Source organism: Billgrantia bachuensis (genome assembly GCF_011742165.1).
Classification (GTDB): Bacteria; Pseudomonadota; Gammaproteobacteria; order Pseudomonadales; family Halomonadaceae; genus Halomonas; species Halomonas bachuensis.
On record NZ_JAAQTO010000006.1, the window covers coordinates 112,983 to 137,927 of the forward strand.

Genomic DNA, 24,945 nt, shown 5'->3' on the forward strand with positions numbered 1-24,945 from the left:
AGGTTCGCCGCCTTTCGTCTAAAATGTTTCGCCTTGTCGTGAATGAAGCATGAAATGGACATTCCCCAGGAGCACATAAGCCCCATGGCCCAGCATAACGCCTTCTATGCCCAGTCAGGCGGTGTCACCGCCGTGATCAACGCCAGCGCCTGCGGCGTGATCGAAGCCTGCCGCCAACACTCCGACCACATCGGCAAGGTCTATGCCGGACACAACGGCATCATCGGTGCCCTGACCGAAGACCTGATCGACGTGAGCCAGGAGTCGGTCGAGGAGATTGCCGCGCTGCGCCATACGCCCGGCGGCGCCTTTGGCTCATGCCGCTACAAACTCAAGGACATCGAGAGCCATCGCGCCCAGTACGAGCGCCTGATCGAAGTCTTCAAGGCCCACGACATTCGCTACTTCTTTTACAACGGCGGCGGCGACAGTGCCGACACCTGCCTCAAGGTCTCGCAGCTCTCCGAGAAGATGGGCTATCCGCTGACTGCCATCCACGTGCCCAAGACCGTGGACAACGACCTGCCGATCACCGACAACTCGCCAGGTTTCGGCAGCGTGGCCAAGTACATCGCCACCTCCACGCTGGAGGCCTCTCTCGATATCGCCTCGATGTGCGCCACCTCGACCAAGGTGTTCGTGCTCGAGGTGATGGGCCGCCACGCCGGCTGGATCGCCGCCGCAGGCGCACTGGCCGGTGAAGGCGAAGGCCAGCCTCCTCACCTGGTGATCTTTCCCGAAGTGCCCTTCGAGCGCGGCAAGGTCATGGCCCGCGTCGAGGAGTGCGTGAAGAAGTACGGCTACTGCGTGATCGTGGTTTCCGAGGGCGCGCGCTACGAAGACGGCACCTTCCTGGCCGATTCAGGCAATACCGACGCCTTCGGCCATCGTCAACTGGGCGGCGTGGCGCCGACGCTGGCCGGCATGGTCAAGCAGGACCTCGGCTACAAGTACCACTGGGCGGTGGCCGACTACCTGCAGCGGGCGGCACGCCACCTGGCCTCGCGCACCGACGTGGAACAGGCCTATGCCGTGGGCCAGCAGGCAGTGGAACTGGCCGTTGCCGGCAAGAATGCGATGATGCCGGCCATCAAGCGGGTCAGCGAAGAGCCCTATGAATGGCGCATCGAACCCGCCCCCCTGGCCGAGGTGGCCAATCGCGAGAAGTTCATGCCGCGCGAGTACATCCGCGAAGACGGCTTCGGTATCACCGACGCTTGTCGCCGCTACCTGTCGCCGCTGATCCAGGGCGAAGACTACCCGCCCTTCGAGAATGGGTTGCCCAAGGTGGCAAGTCTCAAGCTGGCCAAGGCCGAGCGCAAGCTGCCCGAATTCAAGCTCTGAGTTGCAGCCCAGCTAACGACGAAGCCCCCGCATCGGCGGGGGCTTCGTCGTTTCGGGTAGCACTCGGCGCAACCACTTAGTTATCGCAGCAACCAGGAGAGCACCAGCAACAGCAGCAGAATCCCGGCCACGCCCTGCCAGAAGTTGGCCGGCTCGCGCAACAAGCGGCGCGGGTCGCGGCGCTGTGGCTCGCCTCTGCCATTCTGGTGCCGCAACGCATAGAGCAGTTCGGACATGCGCCGGAAGCGCAAGGAGCGCTGGGGATCAAGCGCGCGCCGCAGGGTATCGTCGAGCTGAGCGGTGATTTCGGGATTGTACAGCCTGGAGCTGCGATAGCTGAGACGCTCGAGATCGGTATGACTGCGCAAGCGATCCGGGCTCAGCTCATAGGGGAGCTCCCCGGTCAGCAGCCAGTAAACCGTCGAGGCCAGCGAATACTGGTCGCTGCGCCGGCCGACGTTATCGTCCAGCGCATATTCCGGTGCACTGTGTTCGGACAAGCCGGTCTGCCGGGCCAGTTCGCGTGAGCGTCGATGACCGTCGAGGTCGCGCATGTGGCAGGCACTGAAGTCGGTCAGTACCACTTGGCCATGGGCGTCGATCAGGACATTGTCGGGATGGATGCGCTGGTGAAGCACCTCGCGATGATGCAGGGCCTGGACCGCCTTGCCCAGTTGCGCCGCGATATCGAGTCGCTGGGCCAGGCTGGCCTGGGGGTGGCGCCGGGCCCACTCGGTCAACGTCATGCCCTCCACATAAGCCATCAGGTAGTAGAGGTAGCGCCGCGGGCGAGAGGACTCCATGACCCGAGCCAGGAACGGTGACTTGACCCGCTCCACGACCCATTGCTGGAGCAGGAAGTGCTCCAGATAGGCATTGCGATTGGACAGTTCGGGGCTCGGTGCCTTCATTACCATCTCGCGCTCGGTGCGGCTATCGCGAACCCGGTAGACACGCGACTGGGCGGTCCGCGACAGCACTTCCTGCACCTCCAGGCCGTCGATACGCTCTCCCGGGGAGAGTTCGGGCGGAATCGGCAGGTCGCCGTATATGCGGCTGGGATGATCCTGCTCGATCTCGGGCAACTGGTCGATGCGCACCAATTGGAAGCAGAACTGGTCGGCGCCGTAACCCCGCGCCTGGGCTCTTTCCCGCGCCGCCACGGCCAACCTTTCGCAGGCCGCATCGAGATCGCTGGCATCCTCACGGATCAGGCGCACGTAATCGGACGGCATCAAGGTGCCGCGCACCGCCTGGGTGGTGAAGAGGAAGATATCGCCCTGCTTGAGCGGCAGTTGGATATAGTCGATGTCGATGCTGCCATCCAGCCCCAGGGCCCGAGACGGGTAGCGATATCCGCCCAGGTCGGTCACGTGATCGCGGGTGAGCTGCTCGAACTCGGCACCGCGCAGGCGAAAGACCAGGGTATCGCCCATATGGAACAGGTGGGCGTCACGCCCGCGATAGACCATGGCGGAAAGAGAAGCGACATAGCTGCCTCCCTCGACGAAAGTGCTCTGGCTGTAGCACCAGCCGTTGAGCGCTCGCAGCACGCGAGTGGCTGACGTCTTCACGTCCCAATGATCAGGCGTGGAAAAATAATCGGCCAGAAACCCCCTCACGCTGAGATCGCCGGCCTGCTTGGCGATGGCATTGCGCGAGCTGGTATCGCTGATTACCGCACAGGCCCCCTTGGCAGCGGACTGGGCGGCCTCGCTGGGGATGCGCACCGACATGGAACTGCGATGATGCCGACGATCCGGCGCCACAAAGGCCTGCCCGACACTCAACGACAGTCGATTAGATGGCAAGACACGCTCCTTCAAGATATCGCCGCTGATCACCGCTCACTCCGCATGGCTGGCCGAACCGCCTGACGTCGGCCATCATACACGGTTGCAACAGACTCAACCTGTCAACCAAAGCCCAAGTCGACCAACGCCCCACTTCACCTATGTCGCATTGGTAATCGCCGGGCCTGGTCCGTATAATTCTTCGCATTTTGCGGTGTCTCCACATTTCGCCTAACGAAGGAAGCGACGATGAACTTCGACCACATCCCTGCCGGCAAGGATCTTCCCAACGACATCTATGTCGCTATCGAGATCCCTGCCAACCACGCTCCGATCAAGTACGAGATCGACAAGGAGATGGGCGCCCTTCTGGTTGACCGCTTCATGGCCACACCGATGTTCTACCCGGCCAACTACGGCTTCATTCCCCACACCCTGGCCGACGACGGCGACCCGCTCGACGCCCTGGTGGTCACGCCCTACCCGGTCCAGGCCGGCAGCATCATCCGCGCCCGCCCGGTCGGTATTCTCAACATGACCGACGAGGCCGGCGAGGACGCCAAGCTGGTATGCGTGCCCCATGCCAAGCTGACCACGCTCTATGACGATGTCCAGGAAGTCACCGACCTGCCCGAACTGCTGCGTCAGCAAATCGCTCATTTCTTCGAGAATTACAAGGATCTCGAAAAGGGCAAGTGGGTGAAGGTGGAGTCCTGGGAAGGTGCCGATGCCGCTTACAAGGCCATCGAGAAATCCGTGGCCGCTTACGCAAAGGATTGAGCCGGCTTCCGCCTGCCATCTCCACGGGCCGCCCTTCGGGGCGGCCCGTTCGCTTTCATGCGACACCAGGGCGCACCCGTAAGGTTCTAACGCTGCCGTCGACTGAGGTATTCTGGAACTCGGCGTTTCGCTGGTGAGTCAATCCAAGCGAGTATCATGCAGCGCTGACCATCGATCGCCTTCGCACTGCCAGAGGACACCCTGCGTTGACTAGCCGTCATCTCGCCATACGCCTGATCTGCTGTCTGCTGCTGTGGCTGCCAGTGGCTACCCATGCCCAGTGGTTCTCCTCGTCGTCCAGCGGCCAGAGCGACTTCCTGCCGGTGATGGAAGCCTTTCAGCCCAGTGCCTGGCATGACGGCGAAACTCTCTACATCGGCTTCGAAAATGCGGAAGGCTACTATCTCTATCGACACCAGCTCGGCGTCGAAAGCCGCAACGACGCGTTCGAGGTCGGCGAGCCGTCCATTCCCGAGGGTGAATTCAAGAGCGACGAGTTCCTCGGCGATGTCTACGTCTTCTATGATCGTGTGGTTTTCGAGGCGCCGCTGCAGGGCAACGCAGAGGGCCCCCTGGACATCACGGTCAGCTTTCAGGGCTGTGCCGATGCCGGGCTCTGCTACCCCCCCGAGCGGGTCGCGCTGCAGGCTCCCGCCAGTGCCATGCCGGCTGCCTTCGTCGACTGGCGGGACGCCGGCGGCAAGGACGACGGGCTCAGCGAAGACAGTGCCGGCGCAACATCCTCCGTTCTGCAGAGCGAGGACGGCCGCTTCAGCAGCCTGATCGGCGAGGCCAGCCTGCCGCTGGCCCTGGGCCTGTTCTTCCTCGCCGGGCTGGGCCTGACATTCACTCCCTGCGTGCTGCCGATGGTACCTATCCTCTCCTCGATCATCGTCGGCCAGCACCCCACACGGCCGCGCGCCTTCGTCCTCTCCTCCAGCTATGTCGCCGGCATGTCGCTCACCTACGCCCTGGTCGGCGTGCTGATGGGCCTGTTCGGTGCCGGCCTCAACCTTCAGGCGCACCTGCAGTCCGCCCCCGTGCTGATCGTCTTCGCCCTGCTCTTCGTGCTCTTCGCCCTGGCCATGTTCGGCACCTTCGACCTGCGCCTCTCGCCACGCCTGGCGGGGCACGTCGACGCCTGGCAGGCGCGTGCCCAACGCAGCGGTCCTCTCGGCCTGGCCGGTGCCGGCGCCCTGTCGGTGCTGGTGGTCTCTCCCTGCGTGTCGGCACCGCTGGCCGGCGCTCTGGTCTTCATCTCCTCCACCGGTGACGCCGTGCTGGGCGGCGCGGCACTGCTGGCGCTGGGTCTGGGCATGGGAGTGCCACTGTTGCTGGTCGGTACCTTCGGCGCCACCGCCCTGCCGCGCAGCGGCGCCTGGATGAACGGTGTCAAGATCGCCTTCGGCATCCTGCTGCTCGGCGTGGCCATCTGGCTGATCGAACGCCTGATTCCCGCATCCGTCAGCCTGTTGCTATGGGCGGCGCTGGCAATCGGCAGCGCCCTGGCGCTTGGCGCGCTTTCGCTCAACCTGACCCAGGGCTGGCCTCGGGTGCGCCAGGCCATCGGCCTGATGCTGCTGGCCTGGGGAGTCGCCCTGGTGTTCGGCGCCGCCATGGGCGGCAGCGACCCGCTGCGCCCCCTGGCCTCGCTTCCCTCGAGGTCAGGCGACACCGTCGACAGCGCAGAAATCGCAACGGTGGAGGATCTCGAGGGGCTGCGCAGCGCGCTTCGCGAAAGTTCCATCCAGGGCCAGCCCACCTTCGTGCATTTCACCGCCGACTGGTGCATCTCCTGCAAGCAGCTGGAGCGGCAGGTCTACCCGAATCCCCAGGTCGCCGAGCCGCTTGCCCGGTTTGCCCGCATCAACGTCGACGTCACCCGCACCAACGCCACTACTCGCGAACTGCTCGACCACTTCAGCCTGTTCGGCCCGCCGAGCCTGCTATTCTTCAGCGGGGAAGACGAGATCCGCGAAGCCCGCATCCAGGGTGAAGTCGGGGCCGGCGAACTCGCCAGCCACCTGCGCGGAGTACTCGACTGGTTCGAACGACAGCGAAGTTGATTCAGCCGTTTCCCAGCACAGCGGCAGCCAGCGCGAACAGTGTTCCCGACCAGCTGGACATCCCCATCGATTTTAGGCACACTCCGGCAACAACGCTTATCAAGGCCGATAGATACGGCATTATTCGCCAACTTGCCGCGATCTATCGAGAGTTGGCTTGGGTTAACAGCGCCCTGGCCCGCTGCCATTTACCCACCGGTCGAGACTCAACATGGATATCCGTAAGGTCAAGAAACTGATCGAACTGCTGGAAGAATCCAACATCAGCGAAATCGAGATTCAGGAAGGCGAGGAATCGGTGCGTATCAGCCGTCACCCCAATGGTGTCAGCTGGCCCCAAGCTCCCATGCCGCAGTATGGCGCCCCGCAGGCGGCACCCAGCCAAGCCGCCGCACCGGCACCTGCCGCCGGACCCACCGAGGAAGCCCCGGGGGCCACCTATCAGGGCCATGCCCTGACCTCGCCCATGGTCGGCACTTTCTACCGCAGTCCGGCGCCCGGTTCGAAGGCGTTCGTCGAGGTGGGCCAGAGCGTCAAGAAAGGCGAGACCGTGTGTATCGTCGAAGCCATGAAGATGATGAACCAGATCGAGGCCGACCGTGACGGCGTAATCGAGGCGATCCTGGTCGAGGACGGCGAGCCGGTCGAATTCGACCAGCCGATGCTCATCATTTCCTGATCTTTCACCGACACTGGCGGACTCCCTATGCTGGACAAGGTACTCATCGCCAACCGCGGCGAGATCGCCCTGCGAATCCTGCGCGCCTGCAAGGAGCTGGGCATCAAGACGGTCGCGGTGCACTCCAAGGCCGACCGTGAACTGATGCACGTGCGCCTGGCCGACGAGGCCGTGTGCATCGGACCGGCCCCTTCGGCACAGTCCTATCTCAACATTCCGGCGCTGATCAGCGCCGCCGAAGTCACCGACTCCAGCGCCATTCACCCCGGCTATGGCTTTCTTTCCGAGAACGCCAATTTTGCCGAGCAGGTGGAGCGCTCCGGGTTCGTGTTCATCGGACCGCGCGCCGAGACTATTCGCCTGATGGGCGACAAGGTCAGCGCCATCGAAGCCATGAAGAAGGCCGGCGTACCCACGGTCCCCGGCTCGGATGGCCCGCTGGGCGACGACGAGGGCGACAACATCACCACCGCTCGGCGCATCGGCTACCCAGTGATCATCAAGGCCGCCGCCGGCGGCGGCGGTCGCGGCATGCGCGTGGTGCATGCCGAAGGCCATCTGCTCTCGGCGATCAACGTGACCCGCACCGAGGCGCACTCGGCCTTCGGCGACGGCACGGTGTACATGGAGAAATTCCTCGAGCGGCCGCGTCACGTCGAGGTCCAGGTGCTGGCCGACGGCCAGGGCAACGCCATTCATCTCTACGATCGCGACTGTTCGCTGCAGCGTCGGCACCAGAAGGTGCTGGAAGAGGCACCCGCCCCCGGCATCGACCCGGCCGCCCGGGCCAAGGTACTCGAAGCGTGTCGTGAAGCCTGCATCGAGATCGATTATCGCGGTGCCGGTACCTTCGAGTTCCTCTACGAGGACGGGCAGTTCTTCTTCATCGAGATGAATACCCGCGTGCAGGTGGAGCACCCCGTCACTGAAATGGTCACCGGCGTGGACATCGTGCGCGAACAGCTGCGTATCGCCTCGGGTCTGCCGCTCTCGATCCGCCAGGAGGACGTCAAGGTCCTTGGCCATGCCTTCGAGTGTCGTATCAACGCCGAGGATCCTCGCACCTTCATGCCTTCGCCCGGCAAGGTCACCCTCTACCACCCACCGGGTGGGCTGGGTGTGCGCATGGATTCGCACCTCTACACCGGCTACACGGTGCCTCCCCACTACGACTCGCTGATCGGCAAGCTGATCACCTGGGGCGATAGCCGCGAGATCGCCCTGACGCGCATGCGCAACGGTCTCGACGAGCTGCTGGTGGAAGGCATCAAGACCAATACCGACCTGCACAAGGATCTGGTCCGCGATGGCCACTTCCAGCAGGGCGGCGTCAACATTCATTACCTGGAGAAGAAGCTCGGCTCCTAGGCAGCAGTGGATCCGAACATCGCTCCCGGCGGGGTGGCCACGGCCACCCCGCTTGCGTCATGCACAGGAGATTGCCATGCCCTGGCTGCAACTCAAGGCCCGCATCGCCCCGGAGCAGGCCGAACTGCTCGAGGAGCTGCTGCTGGCCGAAGGCGCCACCGCCATTACCCTGCAGGATGCCCATGACGACCCGGTTTTCGAGCCCGAGCGCGGTACCACGCCGCTATGGAACGAGACGGTACTGACCGGCCTCTATGACGACCTCGAGGGCCTCGAGGCGATGCTCGAGCGTCTGGCGGCGGCCTGGGCCGAGACCCTGCCCGAAGAGCCCTGCCCCGTCATCGAGCACGAGCTGCTCGCCGATCGCGACTGGGAGCGCGAGTGGATGGAGGACTTCCAGCCACTGCGCATGGGCCAGCGGTTGTGGATCGTTCCCAGTTGGCACCAGGCGCCCGATCCCGATGCCGTCAACTTGAACCTGGACCCGGGCCTGGCCTTCGGTACCGGCACCCATCCGACCACGGCGCTGTGCCTCGAGTGGCTCGATGCGCTGGCCTTGGCGGGTGATCTTGATGGCGTCGAGATGCTCGACGTGGGCTGCGGCTCCGGCATCCTTGCCATCGCCGCCCTCAAGCTGGGTGCGGCGCTTGCCACCGGCACCGACATCGACCCCCAGGCACTTCAGGCCAGCCGCGACAACGCCGAGCGCAACGACATTGCGGAGCACGAACTCACGCTGCGCTATCCCGAACAGCTGGATAGCGGACGTCGCTTTCCGCTGGTAGTGGCCAATATTCTGGCAGGCCCCCTGGTGGAACTGGCCCCGATGATTGCCGGCTATGTGGCTCCAGGTGGCCGGTTGGCCCTGTCGGGCATTCTCGAGCGACAGGCCGACGAGGTGCTCGACGCCTATCGTGACCAGGGACTGATCATGGATGAACCAAGCGTTCGCGAAGGCTGGGTCCGGCTCAGCGGGCGTCGACCGGCCTGAGCCGCGGTGCCTTTATCGCCTTCACCCCGCCCCTTCGGGGGCGTATGATATGCAACCCCGAGTTCACTGATCCGTCTCATGACCGATAGTCGCCCGCTGCCCCAGATCGGCCGGCACCGCCTGCCCAATCGCGTCATCCTGGCCCCTATGGCCGGCGTGACCGACCGCCCGTTTCGCCAGCTCTGCCGCCGCCTGGGGGCAGGGCTGGTGGTCGGCGAAATGGTCACTTCGGATCCTGCCCTGTGGCATACGCGCAAGTCGCGCCAGCGCATGGACCACCGCGGCGAACCCGGCCCCCGGGCCGTGCAGATCGCTGGCGGTGACGCCGCCATGCTGGCCGAGGCGGCACGCCTCAACGCCGATCAGGGCGCCGAAATCATCGACATCAACATGGGCTGCCCGGCCAAGAAGGTCTGCAACAAGGCCGCCGGTTCGGCCCTGCTGCGCGACGAGACCCTCGTGGCCGAGATCCTCGAGGCGGTGGTGGCGGCGGTCGAGGTTCCGGTGACGCTGAAGATCCGCACCGGTTGGTGCGCCGAGAGCAACAACGGGGTGCGCGTGGCTCGCCTGGCGGAAGCCGCCGGCATCCAGGCGCTGGCGGTGCACGGTCGCCACCGTCAGCAGCGCTACCAGGGCGAAGCCGAGTACGACACCATTGCCGCCATCAAGCAGGCCGTGCACATTCCCGTATTCGCCAACGGCGATATCGACTCTCCACGCAAGGCCGCCCAGGTTCTGGACTATACTGGTGCGGATGCGGTGATGGTCGGTCGCGGCGCGCAGGGCAACCCCTGGATTTTTCGCGAGATCGACCACTACCTGCGCCATGGGCGCAGCTGCCCGCCGCCCGAGCCGCGGGAGAGGGCCAGTGTATTGCGAGGGCATCTTCACGCCCTGCATGAATTCTATGGCGACTACATGGGTGTGCGAATCGCGCGCAAGCACCTCGGCTGGTACCTCGCCAGCGACTGCCGTTTCAACACCGAACGGCAGCGCGAGCTGCGGGCAGCCTTCAATGCCCTCGAGCAGCCTGACGAACAGTATGACTTCATCGACGACCTCTTTTGCCCGGAGGGTAGAGCCGACCTCTCCCGGGCATCGCATGGAATCAGTGCCGCATGAATCGTGAAGCCTTCAATCGCAACGCCGATCTGCCAGGCCTGGAAGCCAGCTCCTGTGCCGGTCTGCCGGAACTCGACAGCCTCTCACTGCCATCGGCCACGTTGGCTGAGCAGCCACTGCGTGAAGCCGTGGACGCCGCCATGCGACGCTACTTCGACCATCTCGATGGCGGCACCGTGACCGACCTCTACGCCATGGTGATGGCCGAGGTCGAGGCGCCGCTGCTGGCCAGCGTGCTCGAATACACCCAGGGCAACCAGACCCGTGCCGCCGAGATGCTTGGCCTCAATCGCGGCACGCTGCGCAAGAAACTCAAGCAGCACGACCTGATCTGAATCCGGCCGGCGCGGCAGCCTCGGCTGCCCGTGCCGGTTTATTTCCACATCTCAACATAGAGTTGCGTCCCATCATGGCCCAAGCCTCCCCCACCCCGGTACGCCGCGCGCTGATCAGCGTCTCCGACAAGACCGGCATCGTCGACTTCGCCCGAGAACTGTCCGGGCACGGCGTCGAACTGCTCTCCACCGGCGGCACTTTCCGTCTGCTGCAGGAGAAGGGCATTGCCGTTACCGAGGTGTCCGAGCACACCGGCTTCCCCGAGATCATGGACGGTCGCGTCAAGACCCTGCATCCCAAGATCCACGGCGGCATCCTGGGACGTCGCGGCCAGGACGATGAAGTGATGACAGAGCACGGCATCGCGCCCATCGACATGGTGGTGGTCAACCTCTACCCCTTCGCCCAGACCGTGGCCAAGCCGGACTGCTCCCTCGAGGATGCGATCGAGAACATCGATATCGGCGGCCCGACCATGGTCCGCGCCTGTGCCAAGAACCACGCCCACACCACCATCGTGGTGGACGCTGGCGACTATGACCGGGTGCTGACCGAGATTGCCTCCAACGACGGTGCGGTGAGCGACGCCACGCGCTTCGACCTGGCGGTGAAGGCCTTCGAGCATACCGCCGGCTACGATGCCGCCATTGCCGACTATCTGGGCCAGCGGGTGCCGGGCGGCGAGGATGGGTTCCCGCGCACCTACAACGTACAGTTCGTCAAGAAGCAGGCCATGCGCTACGGCGAGAACCCGCACCAGAGCGCGGCGTTCTACGTCGAGGCCGACGCCAGCGAAGCCAGCGTCGCTACCGCCCGCCAGCTGCAGGGCAAGGAATTGTCGTTCAACAACGTGGCCGACACCGACGCCGCCTTCGAGTGCGTCAAGAGCTTCACCGACAACGCCTGCGTGATCGTCAAGCATGCCAACCCCTGCGGCGTGGCGGTCGGCACCACACTCCGCGAAGCCTACGACAAGGCATTCGCCACCGATCCCACCAGCGCCTTCGGCGGTATCATCGCCTTCAACCAGGCGCTGGATGCCGACACCGCCCGTGCCATCATCGACCGCCAGTTCGTCGAGGTGATCATCGCCCCCGGGATCGATGAGGCAGCGGTCGCCATCGTGGCCGAGAAGCAGAACGTGCGCCTGCTCGACGTGGGTGACAACTGGCCCGGCCAGCGCGAGCAGGCCCATGACTTCAAGCGCGTCACCGGCGGGCTGCTGGTGCAGGACCGCGATTTGGGCATGGTCGGCCGCGACGAACTCACCGTGGTCACCGAGCGCGTTCCCTCCGAGCAGGAGATGCGCGACCTGGCCTTCGCCTGGAAGGTGGCCAAGTACGTCAAGTCCAACGCCATCGTCTATGCCAAGGGCGGCCAGACCATCGGCGTCGGCGCCGGCCAGATGAGCCGCGTCTACTCGGCAAAGATCGCCGGCATCAAGGCCGCCGACGAAAACCTCTCGGTGCCCGGCTCGGTGATGGCCTCGGATGCCTTCTTCCCGTTCCGCGACGGCATCGACGCTGCAGCAGCGGCCGGTATCACCGCGGTGATCCAGCCCGGCGGCTCCATGCGCGATCAGGAAGTGATCGACGCCGCCAACGAGGCGGGTATTGCCATGGTGTTCACCGGGATGCGGCACTTCAGGCACTGACGCCGCTGGCGAGCTAGAAGAAGGAAGCCAAGTTGGCGGCTGCCTCAAGCGCAAGAAACCCCGCAGGACGACCGCGGGGTTTCTTGTTTCTTCCCTCTTATCTCTTCCTTCTTACATCTCAGTCAGCCCAAATCGATGCAGAGGTACTTGGTCTCCAGAAACTCCTCGATGCCCTGGTGGCCGCCCTCGCGGCCGAGGCCGGATGCCTTGACGCCGCCGAACGGCGCCGCGGTGTTGGAGATCAGGCCGGTGTTGATGCCCACCATGCCGTACTCCAGCGCATCGGCGACGCGCCACACACGCCCCAGGTCGCGGGAATAGAAGTAAGAGGCGAGCCCGTACTGGGTGTCGTTGGCCATGCGTACGGCGTCTTCCTCGTCCTCGAACGGAAATACCGCTGCCAGCGGGCCGAAGGTCTCTTCCTGGGCCACCTTCATGTCGCCATTGGCGAAGCTGATCAGCGTCGGCGAGAAGAAGTTGCCGCCCAGCGGGTGGGGGTGGCCGCCGAGTAGCAGCTCCGCCCCCTTGTCGACGGCATCGTGCACGTGCTCGCTGACCTTGGTCACGGCATTCTCATCGATCAACGGCCCGATGTTGATGTCGGGTTCGGTGCCGTCGCCTACCTTGAGTTCGCTATTCATGGCCACTGCCAGTTTCTCGCAGAAGGCATTGACCACGCTGGACTGAACCAGGAAACGGTTGGTACAGATGCAGGTCTGGCCGGCATTGCGAAACTTGGCCGCCATGGCTCCCTCGACCGCTGCATCCAGGTCGGCATCCTCGAAGACGAGGAACGGCGCGTTGCCGCCCAGCTCCAGCGAGATCTTCTGAATATGCTGCGAGGCCCGCGACATCAGTTCGCGCCCCACCTCGGTGGAGCCGGTAAAGGTAATCTTGCGCACCAGCGGGGATTCGGTCATGGCCGCGGCGATCTCGGCGGCACGCCCCGGCACCACATTGAACACGCCGCGGGGAACCCCGGCGCGCTCGGCCAGCAGCGCCATGGCAGTGGCCGAGAATGGCGTCTGGCTGGCCGGCTTGATCACGATGGTACAGCCTGCCGCCAGCGCCGCGCCGGCCTTGCGCGTAATCATGGCGGCGGGGAAATTCCATGGCGTGATCGCACCGACCACTCCCACCGGCTGCTTGGTGATCACGATGCGCTGGTTGGGCTTGGCGGCGGGAATGGTCTCGCCATAGACCCGCCGGGCCTCCTCGGCGAACCAGCGCAGGAAACTCGCTGCATAAGCGATCTCGCCGGCGGCCTCCTTGAGCGGCTTACCCTGCTCGTGGGTCATGATCATCGCCAGGTCGTCCTGATGCTCGAACATCAGGTCGTGCCACTTCATCAGGATGTCGGCCCGCTCCTGCGCGGTGAGCGCTCTCCAGCCGACCAGAGCCACGTCGGCGGCGGCAATGGCACGCTCGGTTTCACTCCGACCCAACCTCGGAACGGTGCCGAAGGTCTCTCCGGTGGCCGGGTTGACGACCTCGATCTGTTCGCCACTGTCGGCGGCTACCCAACTGCCGTCGATATAGGCGAAAGGGCAATAAAGCTGTGTTTCCTTGAGGGCTTCCATGTTGTCTCTCCTGGCCTCAGCGGGCCCTGTACCGAGTGAAATGTATTCGTGCCGAGCCTGCCCGTCTCACTGGGCCTCGCTGCTGCGTTGCTCGGGTACGCTCTCGGGAATGCCTTCCTGTACTGGCGGCTGAAGCATCGCGTTAAGTATGGCAAGTATCAGGGCCAGCGCGATGGCTATCCAGCATAATGCGCGGCCAACGTAGCGTTCGGGCTGGCGTTGGACCTGACGCAGGCCCATCACGGCGAAGATGGCGGCGGCAAGATTCAATGGCAGCAGGCTGCCCTGAAACAAGAGGGCGACCAACGCCGTGACGATGGCCGTCATGGCCCAGGGGGCGTGGCGGCGCCGCGGCGTGCCACGGGAGGGGCTGTCACGTTCCAACGAATCGTCTCTCTATCGGTTCGGCAATAGGTCTCATGCTAAGCGCAAAGGCCCTTTGTCACCAACCCTGGGGAAAGACGTGAATAACTTCAACGGTTTCGACGCGGGTCCCGGCTTGCCGAGAGGGTAATGGAAACCGAGTCGGCGAAACGCAGAGCGTGTGGCTTGTCGATCTCGACCTGCGCCGTGAGCACCTGTTCATGGCTCATGATCAGGTCGAGCACTTCTCGCGTCATGCGCTCCAGGAGGAGAAAGCGGCCCTCCTCCACCAGCTCGATCACTTCCTTGCTGATCGTGCGATAGTTGAGCGCCTGCTCGATGAGATTGAACGCCACGGCCTTGTCGGCCCGATAGCGGATCACGGCGTTGATCACCACATCCTGGCGGTTGTGGATTTCCTCATCCTTGATGCCGATGAAGGTGCGCAAGCGCAGATTCTTGATGCGAATCGTGGCCAGCTCGTGATCGAGATGCTGATCGTCCAGGACATGCAGTGTCATGGCGTGGCTCCAGGCAAGGTACGTTCGCCGGACGGGGTCCGCCCCGTCAGCGGCCGTTGACCAGGGTGAGGAATTCCTGCCGTGTGGACTGGTTCTCGCGGAAAGCACCCAGCATCACGGAAGAAGTCATACTGGAATTCTGCTTCTCCACGCCGCGCATCATCATGCACAGGTGTCGCGCCTCGACCACCACCGCCACACCGCGCGCTCCGGTGACTCGCTGTACGGCCTCGGCGATCTGTCGCGTCAGATTTTCCTGAATCTGCATGCGGCGGGCATACATGTCGACGATACGCGCAAACTTGGAGAGCCCCAGCACCTTGCCGTTGGGCAGGTAGGCGATATGACACTTGCCGATGAAAGGCAGCAGATGGTGCTCGCACATCGAATAGAGTTCGATGTCCTTGACTAGCACCATCTCATCGGTCTCGCTCTCGAAAACGGCACCGTTGATGATCTCCTCGAGTGTCTGGGAATAGCCACGAGTGAGAAACTGCATCGCCTTGGCGGCACGTTTCGGCGTATCACGCAGGCCCTCTCGATCCGGATCCTCGCCCAGCTCGAGAATGATCTGGCGGTAGAAGTTGGCAAGCTCTTCGTTCATGGTCAGGCCCTGCGACTCAGTTACCGTTCGTCTCGTGATGGCCCGGCCATCGTTTTTGACTCATACAAAGGATATGCACAAGACGTTCTTTGTACAATTTTTTACACCTCTGGACGATATTCTACCGTAACCGAAGACTCGCCGCAGTCGGTATGCCTGAAAACGACACCCTGCGACATTCGGGCCACTGCTACGCCTGGGCGGCTATGGTAAAATCATGGCTTTAAGCGCTGCCGATGCGCGCAGCCTGGTCCCTCGAGAGCCCCGGATATGATCAAGATTCCAGACGCGATACGGTCAGCCAGCGGACTGGCCCTTTTCCTCCTGCTTCCTCTGCATGCCTCGGCCAATACCCTTTCCGTGCCCGGGGATGCCGTCGTCGCCTTCCAGGTTATCGACGACCTCGTCCTGGAAGGGGAAAGCGAACGCCGCGACGATATTCTGCTTCGCCCCGTCAGTGGCTTCGAGAATGCCACCCATGAGCTGCCCAAATACTGCGTCGTGGTGGGAGATGCCCTCCAGGATGGCGATCGGCTGCGAGTTACTGCCAAGGCGCTGACCTGCGTCGAGACCGAAGGCGGCGACAGCGACATCTACAACGGAGAAATTTCCGCAGCTGCCTACGAAATGGACGGCAGCTACGGCCTGGCAGTATGCGATGCCGGCCGCTGCGCACTACCGAGCGATCACGTCTTTCATCTCAAGCTGGCCAGTGGCCTGGAGATCGAGGAGCAGGACAATCCTTCCGCTCGCATCAACGAGCAGCGCCGCCAGGCTGACGGCGCCGGGGTCGCTAACCCGATACCCGCCGAGCGCCCTGACCCCGACAGCGACTGAGGCTCTGCCCTGCGCACCCTGAAGGGTGCGCAGCTGCTCGGCTTCAGGCCAGCCAGCGCGGCGTCCGCCCCAGTGCCAGGCGTTGCTGCTCCAGTTGTCGAATGTGCGAATCCCAGTAGCCGGCATCGGCTACCCAGGGAAAGGCCGGGGGAAAGGCAGGATCGTCCCAACGCGCCACCAGCCAGGCACTATGTCGCATCAGGCGCAGCGTGCGCAGGGGCTCGATCAGTGTCAGCTCACGGCGTTCGAATTCTCGGTGCTGTTCATAGCCTTCCAGTACTTCCGAGAGTTGCATGTGCCACTCCGCTTCGTGCTCGGCGGTGAGAAACATCCACAGATCCTGTACCGCGGGCGCCATCATGGCGTCGTCGAAGTCGACCAGGGAGAAAGCATCGTCGCGACCGAGCAGGTTGCCGATGTGACAGTCACCCTGCACCCGGATTTCCTGATGCGGTGCCCAGGCATGAGCCTGCAGTGCTCCATGCAGCGCCTCCGAGATACGCTCGTAGGCCTGGCGCTGACGTCGGTCCAGCCAAGGTGCGGTCAATACGCGCTGCTGAGCCTCGCGTACCATGCCGTCCAGGTCGAGCCTGACCCGTTGCCGGAACCCGGCACGCTCACCGATCGCATGCACGGCGCCGATCAGCTCACCGAGGGCAAACAAGTGGGAAGGATTCTCCAGTTCCGGGGCCTGGCCCGACAGCTGGGGGAACAGGGCAAGCCGGAAGCCCTCGGCATGGTGCAGGCTACGACCGGCTTCATCGCGCCAGGGCGGCGCCACGGCGACACCCTCTTCGGCCAGCTCATCCAGGAAATCATGCTCCTCCTGAATCTGCGCATCGCTCCAGCGGGCAGGGCGATAGAACTTGGCCACCCAGCGGCGTCCCTCGTCGTCATGTAGCAGGAACACGCGATTCTCATAGCTGTTCAAGGTGAACGGCTCACCGGGCAACCAGAAACCGAGCGACTCGATGGCCGCCACGACACGGGCAGGCGAAAGTGCTGCGAAGGGATGTGGCGTGCTCTGCATGTGCTTCACCGGCTGAAGGGAGCCTCCATGGTAACAGCCTGGGCGCGCCAGCGAATCATGCGACCGGCAGCGGCGTGCGGGCCACCGCCCAGGCCTCGACCTCACGGGCACCGGCCGCCAGGCAAGCCTGGGCCAGCGCATCCAGCGTGGCACCGGTGGTCATCACGTCATCGAGCAGCGCCACGCGCGGTGGCAGCGGTCCTCTCACCTCGAAGCCACCGCGCAGGTTGCGGAAGCGCTCGGCGCGATCGAGGCCGCGCTGCGAGCGGGTATGCTGGCGCCGCTCTGCTTGCGACAGCTGCAGGCCGTGGCGCGCCGCCAGGCGCCGGGCCAGCCAGTCTGCCTGGTCGAAGCCGCGCTCACGCGCTCGCCTGGGGTGCAGCGGAACCGGAATCAGCGCCTCGGGCCAGGCCAGGGCCTCAGACGACAGACCGAGCTCCAGTAGCTCGAGCAGCACGTTGCCGGCGCGCGGTGAGCCATGGAACTTGAAGCGCTGCACCAGCCTTACCACCTCGTCCTCGTAGCGCAGCGGTGCCCGCGCGCGCACGAAAGTCGGCGGCCGCGTCAGGCAATGGCCGCAGCGCCTGCCCGCCAGCGAGCCCGGCGGCTGCGGTTCGGCACAACTCGGGCAGGCCGGCAGGTTCCACGGCAGCGCCTCGAAGCAGGCCTGACACCAAGGGCGTTCCGGCTCGGCAGGCGCCAGACAGAAGCCGCAGCGCCCCGGCAGGGCCCGACGCAGCGTGGCGTCGATACCCTGCCACAGCGGCCGCAGCCAGCCGCTCATGCGTGAGAAGTCTGACGCCCCGTCTCGCAGTGCTACACGCTTCCGTTCCGGCTGCATGGCATGATGTTCCCGTCATTTGTCTACATTCGAAGAAGCTTACCATCTCCCACTCGCTGACGGTCTTGGTTCATCGGGGCCGCTTCGTTAACTTGCCCACGCCACCAGGTTGACAGAGAGCCAATTTCACGTACGCTCACAGTCAACATTCGAAAGCCATCGAGTTGACCAAGACGAGTCCCTCATGTCCGATGCCCAGCACGCCGGCCCGAACGGCCAAACCACCCCAATTGCCCCCAGGATACGCCACGACTGGTCGCTGACCGAGATCGAGGCGCTCTTCGCTCTGCCCTTCAATGACCTGCTATTCCGCGCTCAGCAGGTACATCGCGCCAACTTCGACGCCAATGCCGTGCAAGTTTCCACCCTGCTGTCGATCAAGACCGGCGCCTGCCCGGAAGACTGCAAGTACTGCCCGCAATCGGGCCACTACGCCACCGGGCTGGGCAAGGAGAAGCTGCTGGAGATCGAGAAGGTGGTGGCCCAGGCCAAGGCCGCCCAGGAGGCCGGTGCCAGCCGCTTCTGCATGGGTGCGGCATGGCGCAGCCCGCGCGAGAAAGATCTCGCGGTGGTGCTGGAGATGGTCAGCCGGGTCAAGGAGCTGGGGCTCGAGACCTGCATGACGCTGGGCATGGTAGACGGCGAACAGGCAAGCCGCCTGGCCGAGGCCGGTCTCGATTATTACAACCACAACCTCGACACCTCGCCGGAGTACTATGGCGAGATCATTACCACACGCACCTACGCCGATCGACTGGAGACCCTGGCCAACGTGCGCGAGGCGGGCATGAAGGTTTGCGCCGGCGGCATTCTCGGCATGGGGGAAGCCCCGCGCGATCGTGCCGCCTTGCTGCAACAGTTGGCCCGGCTCGAACCGCATCCCGAATCGGTGCCGATCAACATGCTGGTCAAGGTACCCGGTACGCCACTGGAAGACGTGGAGGACCTCGACCCCATCGAGTTCGTGCGAGCCATCGCCGTCGCCCGTATCCTGATGCCGGCAAGCCATGTGCGCCTATCGGCCGGCCGCGAGCAGATGGACGAATCGACCCAGGCGCTGGCCTTTCTCGCCGGGGCCAATTCGATCTTCTATGGCGACAAGCTGCTGACCACCGGCAACCCGCAGGCCACCCGCGACCGAGCCTTGTTCGACAAGCTCGGGCTGCACCCCGAGCGGCGCGACACCTGCCATGACGACGACCTGCAACAAGCTGCGCTCGAAGGTGCCCTGGCGCACCAGAAGCGTCAGGCACGCAGCACCGCGTTGGCCTATGACGCCACCCAGGCCTGAACGCAATGTCGTCCACTCCTCACGCCTGGCCCGAGCGCCTCAGTGAAGCTGCGGCCTGGCGCCGTGCCCAGGGGCTTTGGCGCGAGCGTCGCACGTTCCAGGCTGGATTGGTCGATTTTGCCGGCAACGATTACCTTGGCCTGGCCGGCGACCCGCGGCTGGCCGAAGCCCAGGCGGCGGGAGCGCGCGCGTTCGGTGCCGGCGCCGGTGCCTCGCACCTGGTCAGTGGCCATCTGGAAGTCCACGAGGCCCTCGAACGGCGCCTGGCCGAACTCGTCGGACGCCCCCGCGCCCTGCTCTTCTCCACCGGCTACATGGCCAACCTGGGTACGCTGCAGGCACTGTGCGACAATCACACCCAGGTCTTTCAGGATCGTCTCAATCACGCCTCTCTGCTCGATGGCGCCGGACTTGCCGGGGCGCGCTCGCGGCGCTTCCATCATCGCGACCTCGACGATCTCGACCGCTTGCTCGGTCGGGCACCGGGCGATTCGGCCAGGCTGGTGGTCAGCGACGGCGTGTTCAGCATGGACGGCGACGTGGCCAATATCGGCGGCCTGGCGGAAATCAGCGCCCGACACGGAGCCTGGCTGATGATCGACGATGCCCATGGGCTGGGTGTGCTCGGCGCCCATGGCGACGGCTGCGTCGGCCGAGCCCATGGCGTCGATCGGGTCCCGATACTGGTCGGTACTTTGGGCAAGGCGCTGGGTACCGGCGGCGCCTTCGTCGCCGGCAGCGAGGCATTGATCGAGCACCTGATCCAATTTTCCCGCCCCTACGTCTATACCACCGCCCAGCCGCCCGGCGTGGCCGCCGCGACCCTCGCGGCGCTCGACATTTTGGCCGCCGAGCCCGAACGACGCGAGCGCCTGCGCGACACCATCGCCTACTTCCGCCACGAGGCAGCGTTGCTCAACCTTCCGCTAGCCGACTCGTTCACTCCCATCCAGCCGCTGATCCTCGGCGATAGCCAGCGTGTTCTGCACTGGGCCGACCAACTGCGCCGGACGGGATTGCTGGTGGGTGCCATTCGCCCGCCCACCGTGCCGCACGGCGAGGCCAGGCTGCGCATCACGCTGCGCGCCACCCATGGCCGAGAGTCCTTGGATCATCTGCTGGAGAACTTGGCACGCCTGCAAGGAGAGGGAACGAATTGACGACGCTGGTCTTGCTCTCCGGCTGGGGCATCGATGCCCGTATCTGGCGATCGCTCGCCCCCTATTGGCCAGTCGACGTGGTGGTGCGTACTCCCGACTGGCCGGGCTACGGTGAACGAGCACACGACATCCTGCCGACGACGCTTCCGGCTCTGGCCGGCAAGATGCGCGACGACCTGCCCTGCGACGCCGTCTGGGTCGGCTGGTCGCTCGGCGGCTTGCTGGCCGGCGCGCTGCTGTCTCATCTACCGCCTCCCCGTGGCCTGGTGCTGGTGGGAACCGGTCCCCGCTTCTGCAGCGAAGACGGCGTCAGGCCTGACGAGCTGGCTATCTTTCGCCGCGCCTTCGATCGCGATCCGCATACGACCTGGCAACACTTTCTGCGCTGGCAGTTGCAGGGAGAACCCGCTGCGCGCATAGCACATCGTCGTCTGCTCGATCTCCAGGGCAGGAACCCCAGCGCTTCCAGCCAGACCCTGGCTACGGGCCTCGATCAACTCGCACGCCTCGATCTCAGCGACGTACTTGCCACGCTGCCCTGCCCGATCCATCGACTCGCCGGCGAACGGGACAAGCTGATGGGTAGTGCGGCACGCCAGGCGGCCGACAGGCTTCTCACCGATAGCGGTCACTGCCCGATGCTGTCCCGCCCGGATGCGTTGGCAAACCATCTCGTCGAGCTGGCGCGCGAGATCGATCTCGATCATATCGGCCAGGACCAGAGCGTCTCATGACCCCCTGCACCGAGCAAACCTCTGCCCTCCATGAGGCAAACGCGCCAAGCGTGTGGCGGCGACACGTTGCCCGGGCGTTTTCCCGGGCGTCGGGCCAGTACACCCGCCTGGCCCAGGCTCAGCAGCAGATGGGCGAAGCGCTCTGGCCACTCCTGCCTGACCGAGCAGGCTGCGTGCTCGACCTAGGCTGCGGCCCAGGTCACTGGTGCCGACGCCTGACGACCCGCTTCGGCCCGGAGTGCCGAGTGCTTGGGCTCGACCTGGCGCCGGGAATGCTCGACATTGCCCGTCGTGCAGCCCCGAGAAGCTGTGACTGGCTGTGTGCAGACGCCGCCGCCCTGCCCCTGGCGGATCGCCAGGTGGACCTGGTGTTCTCCAACCTGGCCATCCAATGGTGCCCGGACCTCGACGCCGTAATGACGGAACTCTTCCGGGTGCTACGCCCCGGCGGCCGTGCCGTGATCAATAGCCTGGGACCCGGCACTCTGCATGAGGTCAGCCATGCCTGGTCGTCACCTGACGCCCTTCTTGACTTCCGCTCGCGGGACAGGCATCTGGTCAGCGCACGTCTGGCCGGTTTCTTCCATGCCCAGTGCAACGTCGTCGCCGAGCGCTTCTTCTATCCCGACCTGACGGCCGTAATGGCCTCGATCAAGGGAGTCGGCGCCCAGACCCCACGCCCCGCTGCCCGCCTCACCCGCTCCGATCTGGCCTGCGCCAAGCGCCGCTACGAGTCGCTGCGCGAGCCTGCGGGGCTACCGGTCAGCTATCAGCGACTAACCCTCGTGCTCGACAAGGAGCCGACATGACTCGTTATTTCGTGACCGGCACCGACACCGATGCCGGCAAGACCCTCGTCACTGCCGGCATGCTGGCGCTGGCCCGCTCGCGAGGCCTGACCACCCTGGGCCTCAAGCCCGTCGCCTCGGGCTGCCGTCGAACCGAGGCCGGGCTGCGCAACGATGATGCGCTCGCTCTGCTGGCACGCAGCGTACCGCCAGTGTCCTACGACCAAGTTAATCCCTTCGCCTTCGAGCCCGCCATCGCCCCGCACCTGGCGGCCAGTCAAGCTGGCGTGAATATCGACCTCGCCCAGCTCTGCGAACATGCCGCACCGCTGCTGGACGAACCTCGCGACCTCGTTCTCATCGAGGGCGCCGGAGGCTGGCGCGTGCCTCTCAACGACAACGAAGATCTCGCCGGCCTGGCTCTGCACCTGCGCCTGCCGGTGATTCTGGTGGTCGGCCTCAAGCTCGGCTGCCTCAACCATGCGCGCTTGACGGCCGAAGCCATACGTGCGGATGGAGCAAGACTTGCCGGCTGGGTCGGCAACCTGCTCGATGCCGACTTCGCCCGCGACGCCTCGCTCTACGCCGAGAATCTGGCCACGCTGCAACGCACCCTCGGGGCTCCCTGCCTCGGCGTGGTGCCACGTCTGCGCCGAGTTGGCGCGGCCAGGCGACCAGAAGCCGCCGTTGCCCACCTTGAGCTACCCGAAGGCGATTGACTTGCGACCGAGGGTCCGTACAATGTGGACGCCTGCCCAGCCCTGCGGATGTGGTGGAATTGGTAGACACGCCAGATTTAGGTTCTGGTGCCTTCGGGCGTGGGAGTTCAAGTCTCCCCATCCGCACCATCACGGCTCGTTCTCGCCGCGCTTCGCGGCCCTCCGGCTGACATCATCTTCGGTTTTCCTCACGACGGCGCCTCTTCGCCGCCGCATAGCGGCGTACCTGCTGCGCACCCTCGCACCCCGCTCATTCGCACCCACGGAGGCATGATGGCATCCCCCGTCTGGCATCCCTATGCCCACCTGCTTACCCAGCAAGACGCTCCCAAGGTCGTCGGCGGCAAAGGCCCTCGCTTCGTCCTTGAGGACGGCGAGGCGCTGCTCGACGCCACCTGCTCGTGGTGGTGCATGATCCACGGCTATGCGCACCCGCGCTTGGTGGCGGCGATCAAGGAACAGGCCGACACTCTGTGCCATGTGATGCTAGGTGGCCTCACCCATGATCCCGCCGATCGCCTGGCGCGCGAATTGGTTAGAGTCACGCCACCCGGGCTCGAGCACGTGTTCTTCTCCGATAGCGGTTCGGTGGGCATGGAAGTGGCCATGAAGATGGCGGTGCAGTACCACCACCTGTGCGACAAGCCCGGCAAGCACCGCATGCTGTCGTTGATGAAGGCCTACCATGGCGACACCAGTGGCTGCATGGCGGTATGCGACCCCGAGGAGGGCATGCACAGCCTGTTCTCCGGCTACCTGCCCCGCCACCACTTTGCCCCGGCTCCCACCGCCCCTTACGACGCCGCGCCCGACGCCGTCGAGCAGGACCTCGCCGCCCTGCGCAAGGTGCTCGAACAGCATCATCATGAGATCGCCGCGCTGCTGATGGAGCCGCTGTTGCAGGCCGCTGGCGGCCTCAACATGACTTCGCCGCTCTACCTCAAGGGCGCACGTGAACTGTGCGACGAATTCGACGTACTGCTTGTGTTCGACGAGGTAGCCACCGGCTTCGGCCGTACCGGCAAGCTGTTTGCCGCCGACCACGCCGAAGTGACGCCGGACATTATGGTGCTCTCAAAGGGACTGACCGGCGGCTACCTGGGCCATGCAGCAACCCTTGCCACCGGCCGCGTTCACGATGCCTTCATCGGCAGCACGCCACAGCACGCCTTCATGCATGGCCCCACCTTCATGGGCAACCCCCTGGCCTGCCGCGTGGCGCTGGAAAGCCTCGCCGTGTTCGAGGAGGAGAATTACCTGGAAAAGATCGCGAGACTCAACCGGGTGCTGTACGAGGAGTTGCTGGAAGACCCGGCACTTCGTGGTCACCCTCGGGTGCGTGACGTCAGGGTGTTGGGCGCCACGGCGGTCATCGAGGCCAACGATGCCGCCGACCTCAAGGGGGTCGCGGCCTTTGCACGCGCCCGAGGTGTCTGGCTGCGCCCATTCGGCCGCTGGCTCTACACAATGCCCGCCTACATCACGTCACGTGAGGAAATGCGCAGCATTACCCAGACGATGAAAGCGTGGTTCGCCTGAAAGAAAACGCCGCCCATGGAGGGCGGCGCATTTCACTTTGCCAATGCCGTCGATCGCCGGATCATCAGGCCATGATAGGCTGCGCGTAGGAGATCGGAGCCAGCTCGCGCTCGTTCTCGAAGGTAACGATCTCGTACGCATCGGGTTGGGCCAACAGTGCCCGGCACAGCTGATTGTTCAGCGCATGCCCCGATTTCACGCCGCGGAACTCGCCGATCAGGCTATGCCCCAGCAAATAGAGATCCCCGATGGCATCGAGCACCTTGTGCTTGACGAACTCGTCTTCGTAGCGCAGCCCGCCCTCGTTGACGATGCGGTACTCGTCGACGACGATAGCGTTGTCGAGACTGCCGCCCAGCGCCAGGTTGTTGGCGCGCAGGTGCTCGAGGTCACGCATGAAGCCGAAGGTCCTCGCACGGGAAACCTCCTTGACGAAGGAGGTCGTGGAGAAATCCACGACTGCGGTCTGCTTCTGATCCTCGAACACCGGATGATCGAATTCAATGGCGAACGTCACCTTGAAGCCTTGGTGCGGCAGGAAGCGTGCCTCCTTGCCATCATCCTGCACCACGACCTCACGCTTGATGCGAATGAACTTCTTGGGAGCATCCTGTTCGGCGATGCCAGCCGACTGGATCAGGAAAACGAATGGGCCGGCGCTCCCATCCATGATCGGCACTTCGGGCGCACTGAGGTCGATATAAGCATTGTCGATCCCCAGGCCAGCCAGTGCGGACATGAGATGCTCCACAGTCGCCACTTTGACATCACTTCGCGAAAGCGCAGTGCACAGGGTGGTGTCGGT

24 protein-coding genes and 1 tRNA gene are annotated in these 24,945 nt (G+C 64.5%); 17 read left to right on the forward strand and 8 right to left on the reverse strand.

Going from position 1 to position 24,945, the window contains the following annotated elements; genetic code table 11:
• Window positions 1-84 precede the first annotated feature (84 nt).
• Window positions 85-1,344, forward strand: a complete 1,260-nt coding sequence (locus HBJ55_RS03305) for a 6-phosphofructokinase (RefSeq protein ID WP_167111015.1) — start codon at window positions 85-87, stop codon at window positions 1,342-1,344.
• An 80-nt stretch (window positions 1,345-1,424) separates the two neighbouring features.
• Here HBJ55_RS03305 and HBJ55_RS03310 read toward each other — a convergent pair whose 3' ends face one another.
• Window positions 1,425-3,080: a protein kinase domain-containing protein gene (locus HBJ55_RS03310; protein WP_422674165.1), complete on the reverse strand. Its 1,656-nt coding sequence runs from the start codon at window positions 3,078-3,080 to the stop codon at window positions 1,425-1,427.
• A 306-nt stretch (window positions 3,081-3,386) separates the two neighbouring features.
• Between HBJ55_RS03310 and ppa the strand changes: the two genes are divergently transcribed.
• The 8 genes from ppa (at window position 3,387) to purH (ending at window position 12,133) form a co-directional block, all read left to right on the forward strand.
• The gene (ppa, locus tag HBJ55_RS03315; RefSeq protein ID WP_167111019.1) at window positions 3,387-3,917 is read left to right on the forward strand and encodes an inorganic diphosphatase; all 531 of its coding nucleotides are present in this window, start codon (window positions 3,387-3,389) and stop codon (window positions 3,915-3,917) included.
• Window positions 3,918-4,123: 206 nt separating this feature from the next.
• Complete coding sequence (dsbD, locus tag HBJ55_RS03320) at window positions 4,124-5,983, forward strand: protein-disulfide reductase DsbD (protein ID WP_167111021.1); 1,860 nt, start codon at window positions 4,124-4,126, stop codon at window positions 5,981-5,983.
• A gap of 211 nt (window positions 5,984-6,194) precedes the next feature.
• Entirely contained in the window at window positions 6,195-6,662 is a 468-nt protein-coding gene (gene accB / locus HBJ55_RS03325) for an acetyl-CoA carboxylase biotin carboxyl carrier protein (RefSeq protein WP_167111023.1), read from the forward strand.
• Window positions 6,663-6,689: 27 nt separating this feature from the next.
• Window positions 6,690-8,030 (forward strand): acetyl-CoA carboxylase biotin carboxylase subunit, encoded by a 1,341-nt coding sequence (accC, locus tag HBJ55_RS03330; protein WP_167111025.1) that lies wholly within the window; start codon window positions 6,690-6,692, stop codon window positions 8,028-8,030.
• 76 nt (window positions 8,031-8,106) lie between these two features.
• On the forward strand, window positions 8,107-9,021 hold the full coding sequence (gene prmA / locus HBJ55_RS03335) for a 50S ribosomal protein L11 methyltransferase (RefSeq protein ID WP_167111027.1): 915 nt from the start codon (window positions 8,107-8,109) through the stop codon (window positions 9,019-9,021).
• Between the two features lie 78 nt (window positions 9,022-9,099).
• The gene (gene dusB / locus HBJ55_RS03340; protein WP_167111029.1) at window positions 9,100-10,143 is read left to right on the forward strand and encodes a tRNA dihydrouridine synthase DusB; all 1,044 of its coding nucleotides are present in this window, start codon (window positions 9,100-9,102) and stop codon (window positions 10,141-10,143) included.
• On the forward strand, window positions 10,140-10,478 hold the full coding sequence (gene fis / locus HBJ55_RS03345; protein WP_167111031.1) for a DNA-binding transcriptional regulator Fis: 339 nt from the start codon (window positions 10,140-10,142) through the stop codon (window positions 10,476-10,478). The genes dusB and fis overlap by 4 nt, the downstream gene beginning before the upstream one ends.
• Window positions 10,479-10,552: 74 nt before the next feature.
• Complete coding sequence (gene purH / locus HBJ55_RS03350) at window positions 10,553-12,133, forward strand: bifunctional phosphoribosylaminoimidazolecarboxamide formyltransferase/IMP cyclohydrolase (protein WP_167111033.1); 1,581 nt, start codon at window positions 10,553-10,555, stop codon at window positions 12,131-12,133.
• A gap of 122 nt (window positions 12,134-12,255) precedes the next feature.
• Here the strand turns inward: purH and HBJ55_RS03355 are convergent, their stop codons facing one another.
• The 4 genes from HBJ55_RS03355 to folE all read right to left on the reverse strand — a co-directional run bounded on the left by HBJ55_RS03355 (window position 12,256) and on the right by folE (window position 15,201).
• Window positions 12,256-13,713 carry an NAD-dependent succinate-semialdehyde dehydrogenase gene (locus HBJ55_RS03355; RefSeq protein WP_167111035.1) on the reverse strand — a complete coding sequence of 486 codons (1,458 nt, stop codon included), beginning with the start codon at window positions 13,711-13,713 and terminating at the stop codon, window positions 12,256-12,258.
• A gap of 66 nt (window positions 13,714-13,779) precedes the next feature.
• Window positions 13,780-14,097 carry a DUF4190 domain-containing protein gene (locus tag HBJ55_RS03360; protein WP_167111037.1) on the reverse strand — a complete coding sequence of 106 codons (318 nt, stop codon included), beginning with the start codon at window positions 14,095-14,097 and terminating at the stop codon, window positions 13,780-13,782.
• Between the two features lie 89 nt (window positions 14,098-14,186).
• Window positions 14,187-14,597, reverse strand: coding sequence for a dihydroneopterin triphosphate 2'-epimerase (gene folX, locus HBJ55_RS03365; protein ID WP_167111039.1), 411 nt, complete (start codon window positions 14,595-14,597; stop codon window positions 14,187-14,189).
• A gap of 46 nt (window positions 14,598-14,643) precedes the next feature.
• Window positions 14,644-15,201 (reverse strand): GTP cyclohydrolase I FolE, encoded by a 558-nt coding sequence (gene folE / locus HBJ55_RS03370; protein WP_167111041.1) that lies wholly within the window; start codon window positions 15,199-15,201, stop codon window positions 14,644-14,646.
• 270 nt (window positions 15,202-15,471) lie between these two features.
• Between folE and HBJ55_RS03375 the strand changes: the two genes are divergently transcribed.
• Complete coding sequence (locus HBJ55_RS03375; protein ID WP_167111043.1) at window positions 15,472-16,038, forward strand: hypothetical protein; 567 nt, start codon at window positions 15,472-15,474, stop codon at window positions 16,036-16,038.
• A 43-nt stretch (window positions 16,039-16,081) separates the two neighbouring features.
• Here HBJ55_RS03375 and HBJ55_RS03380 read toward each other — a convergent pair whose 3' ends face one another.
• On the reverse strand, window positions 16,082-17,068 hold the full coding sequence (locus HBJ55_RS03380) for a serine/threonine protein kinase (RefSeq protein WP_167111045.1): 987 nt from the start codon (window positions 17,066-17,068) through the stop codon (window positions 16,082-16,084).
• Between the two features lie 55 nt (window positions 17,069-17,123).
• Window positions 17,124-17,852, reverse strand: a complete 729-nt coding sequence (locus HBJ55_RS03385) for a ComFC family protein (RefSeq protein ID WP_167111047.1) — start codon at window positions 17,850-17,852, stop codon at window positions 17,124-17,126.
• 241 nt (window positions 17,853-18,093) lie between these two features.
• Between HBJ55_RS03385 and bioB the strand changes: the two genes are divergently transcribed.
• The 7 genes from bioB to bioA all read left to right on the forward strand — a co-directional run bounded on the left by bioB (window position 18,094) and on the right by bioA (window position 24,140).
• On the forward strand, window positions 18,094-19,200 hold the full coding sequence (gene bioB, locus HBJ55_RS03390; RefSeq protein WP_167111049.1) for a biotin synthase BioB: 1,107 nt from the start codon (window positions 18,094-18,096) through the stop codon (window positions 19,198-19,200).
• Window positions 19,201-19,205: 5 nt separating this feature from the next.
• On the forward strand, window positions 19,206-20,360 hold the full coding sequence (bioF, locus tag HBJ55_RS03395) for an 8-amino-7-oxononanoate synthase (RefSeq protein WP_167111051.1): 1,155 nt from the start codon (window positions 19,206-19,208) through the stop codon (window positions 20,358-20,360).
• Window positions 20,357-21,094, forward strand: a complete 738-nt coding sequence (locus HBJ55_RS03400; RefSeq protein WP_167111053.1) for an alpha/beta fold hydrolase — start codon at window positions 20,357-20,359, stop codon at window positions 21,092-21,094. Before bioF ends, HBJ55_RS03400 begins: the two co-directional genes overlap by 4 nt.
• A gap of 50 nt (window positions 21,095-21,144) precedes the next feature.
• Window positions 21,145-21,903, forward strand: coding sequence for a methyltransferase domain-containing protein (locus tag HBJ55_RS03405; protein WP_338071962.1), 759 nt, complete (start codon window positions 21,145-21,147; stop codon window positions 21,901-21,903).
• Window positions 21,900-22,601 (forward strand): dethiobiotin synthase, encoded by a 702-nt coding sequence (gene bioD / locus HBJ55_RS03410; RefSeq protein ID WP_167111057.1) that lies wholly within the window; start codon window positions 21,900-21,902, stop codon window positions 22,599-22,601. Before HBJ55_RS03405 ends, bioD begins: the two co-directional genes overlap by 4 nt.
• 44 nt (window positions 22,602-22,645) lie before the next feature.
• Window positions 22,646-22,730 (forward strand) — tRNA-Leu (locus tag HBJ55_RS03415).
• Between the two features lie 144 nt (window positions 22,731-22,874).
• Entirely contained in the window at window positions 22,875-24,140 is a 1,266-nt protein-coding gene (gene bioA, locus HBJ55_RS03420) for an adenosylmethionine--8-amino-7-oxononanoate transaminase (protein ID WP_167111059.1), read from the forward strand.
• A 64-nt stretch (window positions 24,141-24,204) separates the two neighbouring features.
• Here the strand turns inward: bioA and lpxC are convergent.
• On the reverse strand, window positions 24,205-24,945 hold a 741-nt coding region (lpxC, locus tag HBJ55_RS03425), incomplete at its 5' end, for a UDP-3-O-acyl-N-acetylglucosamine deacetylase (RefSeq protein ID WP_167111061.1).

Bases quoted from the DNA above. Each gene is read 5' to 3' on its own strand.
- HBJ55_RS03305 (WP_167111015.1), top strand. From the start codon at position 85: ATGGCCCAGCATAACGCCTTCTATGCCCAGTCAGGCGGTGTCACCGCC.
- HBJ55_RS03310 (WP_422674165.1), bottom strand. From the start codon at position 3,080: ATGTCGGTGCGCATCCCCAGCGAGGCCGCCCAGTCCGCTGCCAAGGGG.
- ppa (WP_167111019.1), top strand. From the start codon at position 3,387: ATGAACTTCGACCACATCCCTGCCGGCAAGGATCTTCCCAACGACATC.
- accB (WP_167111023.1), top strand. From the start codon at position 6,195: ATGGATATCCGTAAGGTCAAGAAACTGATCGAACTGCTGGAAGAATCC.
- accC (WP_167111025.1), top strand. From the start codon at position 6,690: ATGCTGGACAAGGTACTCATCGCCAACCGCGGCGAGATCGCCCTGCGA.
- prmA (WP_167111027.1), top strand. From the start codon at position 8,107: ATGCCCTGGCTGCAACTCAAGGCCCGCATCGCCCCGGAGCAGGCCGAA.
- dusB (WP_167111029.1), top strand. From the start codon at position 9,100: ATGACCGATAGTCGCCCGCTGCCCCAGATCGGCCGGCACCGCCTGCCC.
- fis (WP_167111031.1), top strand. From the start codon at position 10,140: ATGAATCGTGAAGCCTTCAATCGCAACGCCGATCTGCCAGGCCTGGAA.
- purH (WP_167111033.1), top strand. From the start codon at position 10,553: ATGGCCCAAGCCTCCCCCACCCCGGTACGCCGCGCGCTGATCAGCGTC.
- HBJ55_RS03355 (WP_167111035.1), bottom strand. From the start codon at position 13,713: ATGGAAGCCCTCAAGGAAACACAGCTTTATTGCCCTTTCGCCTATATC.
- folX (WP_167111039.1), bottom strand. From the start codon at position 14,597: ATGACACTGCATGTCCTGGACGATCAGCATCTCGATCACGAGCTGGCC.
- folE (WP_167111041.1), bottom strand. From the start codon at position 15,201: ATGAACGAAGAGCTTGCCAACTTCTACCGCCAGATCATTCTCGAGCTG.
- HBJ55_RS03375 (WP_167111043.1), top strand. From the start codon at position 15,472: ATGATCAAGATTCCAGACGCGATACGGTCAGCCAGCGGACTGGCCCTT.
- HBJ55_RS03380 (WP_167111045.1), bottom strand. From the start codon at position 17,068: ATGCAGAGCACGCCACATCCCTTCGCAGCACTTTCGCCTGCCCGTGTC.
- HBJ55_RS03385 (WP_167111047.1), bottom strand. From the start codon at position 17,852: ATGAGCGGCTGGCTGCGGCCGCTGTGGCAGGGTATCGACGCCACGCTG.
- bioB (WP_167111049.1), top strand. From the start codon at position 18,094: ATGTCCGATGCCCAGCACGCCGGCCCGAACGGCCAAACCACCCCAATT.
- bioF (WP_167111051.1), top strand. From the start codon at position 19,206: ATGTCGTCCACTCCTCACGCCTGGCCCGAGCGCCTCAGTGAAGCTGCG.
- bioD (WP_167111057.1), top strand. From the start codon at position 21,900: ATGACTCGTTATTTCGTGACCGGCACCGACACCGATGCCGGCAAGACC.
- bioA (WP_167111059.1), top strand. From the start codon at position 22,875: ATGGCATCCCCCGTCTGGCATCCCTATGCCCACCTGCTTACCCAGCAA.